Genomic DNA, 4,692 nt, shown 5'->3' with positions numbered 1-4,692 from the left:
CCGGTGAGGCTGATGGTGAGTCCTTACCCCGTGCTGTCCACGCTGGTCACCGCGGTCAAGAAGGCGGGCCTGGTCGACACGCTCAACTCGGCCAAGGACATCACCGTCTTCGCGCCCACCAACGACGCCTTCGCCGCCATCCCCAAGGCCACCCTGGACAAGGTCCTGGCCGACAAGGAGACGCTGACCAAGATCCTCACCTACCACGTCGTCGCCGGCAAGAACGCCCCGGCCGACCTGGCCTCCGCCGACCTCAAGACCCTGCAGGGCGGCATGCTGATGACCGAAGGCTCCGACGAGACCTACACCGCCAACGCCACCGTCTCCATCATCGACAAGGTCCTCATGCCCAAGTGACCCGTGCGGGCACGCGCCCGGATCACCCTGCCGGTGACCACCTCGGCTTCGCGGCGCGGGTAAGCCGCGCCGCACGGCGCGGGTGCAACCATCGCCGCCTGTGCGGGCGACGGAGCGCTCGACAGGCGCCACACACCCTCAGCGGCGTCCGGCCTGCCCGAGAGCGAGCGCCACACGACAGCCCGCGCTCTGGCAGGGAAAGCCGAGGCGCTCCTGCTGATCGATGAGCGCGGTCAGGCCGGTGATGCGGTGCGTGACCGTGTAAGCGCCCAAGCGCGTGAGCCATGCGCACAGCACATCGACCGGATACGGCCCCGGCGACACGCACCCGGGCCGCGCCTGCGACCGGCGGCGAAGGCGCGGTCTGCGCCGGTGGCCGGCCGGCGGAGCCGTCAATCCCCGCCTCTGGCGGCGTCGAGGCCTGCCTGATCAGTGATCGACCTGGCCAGGCCGAACTCGCATGGGGGGTGCGTGTGACTTGGATTTCTTGATGGCGTGATTCTTTGAACGTTTTCTGTCGTGATTTTCGATCTTGCTTCGGGTGGGGCAGAGGTTGAGGGCGCCGCAACATGCGAAGGCCGCCGTCTATGTTCGGACGGCGGCCTTCGCAGGTTACTCGGGGGTTGGTGGGTCGCGGGTTGCTGGGAGTCGGTTCATGGTGGCCCGATGACGAGGTTCTTTCGGGCATGGCGCTGTGGTGCCGCCCAGGGGCGGCCGGTACGGGTCCCGGTAGGCTGGAGTGCCTTTGAGCGGCGATGAGGTTGGCAGAGGATCGGGGTGTCGGGGTGGCTGTCATGGTCGGCGTTCGCGAGGTCGGTCGCTGCTCGCGGCCCGCGGGAGCGGCCCGGTGAGCGCGCCGCGGCGGCAGCGGGTACGGCGGGGCAGCCTCAGCCGGGGCTCGACGGTGGAGGCCGCGGTGAAGGTCTTGGACCGGGACGGGTTCGAGGCGATGACGATGACCGCGGTGGCCGGTGAGCTGGGTGCCCGGCAGATGTCGATCTACAACCATGTGCGGGGCAAGGACGACCTGTTCGCGGCGGTCTATGAGCACATGCTGGCCATGGTGCCGGTGCCCGTGCCGGAGACGGGTGGCGTGGCGGAGCTGATGGCGCTGTATCGGGATCTGTGGCAGGTGTTTCGCGCACATCCGTGGCTGGTTCAGGTAGGCGCGAGCGTCCGGCAGGGCACGCCCAGCCAGTTGGCGATCGTGGAGTGCACGCATCGGATCGTGCTCCGTGCGGGCGTGCCCGCGGCGGAGGCGGTGTTGCTGGTCGGGGCGCTGACCAATCTGGTCGTGGGCACCGCCGCCCTGGACGTGCCGGGTGGAGCGCTGGGCGGTGAGAGTGACCCCGGGGCCGAGGCCGAGGCGGCTCGCGAGCAGATCGCGGCGTTGCCCGAGCACGCCTTCCCCACCCTGCGCCGGCTGGCGGCCGATCTTCCGCCTGTCTCTCCCGACGACATCGTCGAGTACGGCTTGCGCGTGTTGCTGGCCCGTCTGGGCTGACGCGCCAATTCCCCGTCTGGCGACCGCTCGTCCCATCGGGCGGTGTGGTGGTGATCACACCTGCCCAAGAGGTAACTAACGTGTAAAGCACGTTATGTTGGGCGTACCGACGACCTCACCGAGGACGCGTACGCACGACGGAAGGCAAGCACCCATGAACACGGCCGGCAAAATCATCATCACGGCGTTGACCGCGACAGCGCTCACTCTGCCCTCGGGCATCGCCCACGCCGGCACGGGTGAGCGCCGCCTGGACACCCACCGGGCAGCGGTGCAGCAAAAGCTGGACGCCCTGGTGAAACTGGGCAACGCCAGCGCGCAGATCCTGGTCGTCAAGGACGGCCGCACGCTGCGGGCCCGCGCGGGCACCGCCGAACTCGGCAAGCACCGCCCGGTCCCGTACCAGGGCAGGTTCCGCATCGCCAGCGTGACCAAGACCTTCACCGCCTCGGTGATCCTGCAACTCGCCGGCGAGCGCAAGGTCGACCTGGACACCCCAGTGGAGCGGTACCTGCCCGGCGTGTTGTCCGACGGCGAGGCGATCACCGTCCGCATGCTGCTGAACCACACCAGCGGACTGGCCAACCCCTTCGGCCTCGAAGACGTGGAAGGCGAAGGCGCGCTGCGCAACCGCGACAAGCACTTCGAGCTGACCGACTGGGTCGCCAAGGGCGACGCCCTGCCCCGTCTGTTCAAGCCGGGCAGCGACTCCCAGTACTCCAACACCAACTACTACGCCCTCGGCCTGCTCATCCAGGCCGTCACCGGCCAGGACTGGGGCCAGGCGGTCACCGAGCGGATCATCCGCCCCCTCCGGTTGCGCCACACGTGGGCGCCCGGCGACCAGACCCACCTGCCCAAGCCGCACGTCCGTGGTTACACCCCGGTCAATGGCAAACCCGTCGACATCACCCGCCTCAACCCCACCGTGGCCGGTCCCGCAGGGGCGCTCGTCTCCACCACCGCCGACCTCGACCGGTTCATCACCGCGCTCCTGTCGGGCAAGATCGTCAAACCAGCCCAGCTCAAGCAGATGCTGCGGCCCAACCACCACGACCGCGCCTACGGACTGGGCATCTACCGCACCACCACCTCGTGCGGCAAGGTCATCTGGGGACACAACGGCGGCATCCCCGGCTACGGCACCGACATGATGGCTACCCTCGACGGCAAGCACCGAGCGGTGCTGTCGGTCGCGATCGGCAACGTGTCGTTCGGCTCGGCCAAGCTCGGCGAGCTCCAGCAGGCGGCGATGGACGCGGCCTTCTGCGGCTGAGGCACGTCCCTTCCCCCTTCCGGACGTCCGGACATCCCCCGGGTTCTGGCGCCTCGCCTCCAGAACCCGGCATCACCCATCCACCACCACGAAGGGACACCCGCGTGCCCACGACCAAGCGCGCAGCAGCAGCCGCAGCAGCGGCGACGGCTGCGCTGTCGGCCACTCTGGCGCCGCCCGCGGCAGCGGCGCACCCGGCCACCCCGCTGGACCGCTTCCACCACCAGACGATCACCTGGCGCGCCTGCGCCACCGGACCCGACGACCAGCTCGGCCAACAGCTGGACGCCGCCGGAGCCCAGTGCGCCACGGTCCAGGTGCCCATCGACTACAGCAGGCCGCAGGGGCCGGCCCTGCGGGTCGCGATCTCCCGGATCAAGGCCACCGACACCGCCCGGCGCCACGGCGTCCTGCTGACGAACCCCGGCGGGCCGGGCGGCAGCGGCCTGTCCATGCCGCTGCTGCTGACCAAGAAGACGCCCGAGATCGCCGCCCGCTACGACCTGGTAGGAATGGACCCCCGCTTCATCGGCCGCAGCAGCCCGATCCGCTGCCAGTGGAAGACCGACACCTTCCAGCTGTCGGCCGGACTCGACCGGCGCAGCTTCGACCAAGGCGCGCGCCTGGCCAAGCGGCTGGCGGCCGGCTGCGCCCAGGGAAACCTGCGCGCGCTGCCGTACGCCTCGACCAGGAACACCGCACGCGACATGGACGTCATCCGGGCCGCGCTCGGCGAGCGGAAGCTGTCCTACCTCGGCTACTCCTACGGCACCTACCTCGGCGCGACCTATCTTCAGATGTACGGCCAGCGGGCCGACCGGGTGGTGCTCGACAGCGCAGTCGACCCCGAGGCCTACGGCCCCAACTTGCTCTCCAGCGCCGCTCCGGCCTTCGACACCTGGCTCCGGCAGTGGGCCTCCTGGTCCGCCGCGCGCCATGCGAAGTACAAGCTGGGCCGTACGCGGGAGGCGGTCCTGGCGACCATCGACGCGATCAACCGACGGTCCGCGAAGGTCGGCGCCTACCGGGTCGACGCCCGCTTCGTGCCCTACTGGCTCTATCTGCGCTCCTACTCCGACAGCGCGCAGGACTACGCCACCCTCGCCGAAGAAGCCAAGGCACTGCACCGCCCCAGCCGGACTCCGCCGCCCGCCTCACTGCTGGAAACCCTCCAAGGCGCCTACACCGGCGGCACCGAAAAGCCCGAGAACCGGGCGGGCATCGCGGTCCTGTGCGCCGACCGGGCCGCATCCCGCAACCCCGGCACCTACTACCGCGACATCCAGCGCCACCGCACCACCGAACCCCTGTTCGGGCCACTCGTCCGCAACATCACCCCCTGCGCGTTCTGGCCCACCCGGCCACGGGAGCAGCCCACCACGATCGGCAACTCCGCCCCCGCGCTGATCGTCGGCGCGACAGGCGACACCGCCACTCCCTACCCCGGCCAGCGGGCCATGCACCGAGCGCTGACCGGCTCCCGCATGATCACCCTCAATGGCGCCTACCGCCACGGCGTCTACGCCGCAGAAGGCAACACCTGCGTCGACACCAA

The 4,692-nt window shown here is 69.9% G+C and carries 5 protein-coding genes; 4 read left to right on the top strand and 1 reads right to left on the bottom strand.

Translation table 11 applies throughout. The features are described from left to right. Positions 1-357 (top strand): fasciclin domain-containing protein (locus ACFWY5_RS57845; RefSeq protein WP_379621194.1); only part of this gene is annotated, 357 nt, incomplete at its 5' end. Between the two features lie 138 nt (positions 358-495). Here ACFWY5_RS57845 and ACFWY5_RS57840 read toward each other — a convergent pair. Further along, entirely contained in the window at positions 496-630 is a 135-nt protein-coding gene (locus tag ACFWY5_RS57840) for a hypothetical protein (RefSeq protein ID WP_379621196.1), read from the bottom strand. Positions 631-1,204: 574 nt separating this feature from the next. Here ACFWY5_RS57840 and ACFWY5_RS57835 point away from each other — a divergent pair. From ACFWY5_RS57835 to ACFWY5_RS57825, 3 genes are all read left to right on the top strand, one after another. Next, positions 1,205-1,861: a TetR/AcrR family transcriptional regulator gene (locus tag ACFWY5_RS57835; RefSeq protein ID WP_379621198.1), complete on the top strand. Its 657-nt coding sequence runs from the start codon at positions 1,205-1,207 to the stop codon at positions 1,859-1,861. A 187-nt stretch (positions 1,862-2,048) separates the two neighbouring features. After that, positions 2,049-3,137 carry a serine hydrolase domain-containing protein gene (locus ACFWY5_RS57830; RefSeq protein ID WP_379621200.1) on the top strand — a complete coding sequence of 363 codons (1,089 nt, stop codon included), beginning with the start codon at positions 2,049-2,051 and terminating at the stop codon, positions 3,135-3,137. A gap of 104 nt (positions 3,138-3,241) precedes the next feature. Beyond that, the coding region (locus ACFWY5_RS57825; RefSeq protein ID WP_379640381.1) for an alpha/beta hydrolase at positions 3,242-4,692 on the top strand (1,451 nt) is incomplete at its 3' end.

It is taken from the genome of Nonomuraea sp. NPDC059007, assembly GCF_042740555.1.
Classification (GTDB): domain Bacteria; phylum Actinomycetota; class Actinomycetes; order Streptosporangiales; family Streptosporangiaceae; genus Nonomuraea.
The sequence above is the reverse complement of the archived record's forward strand: the minus strand, read 5'-3'. Positions and strand labels throughout refer to the sequence as shown.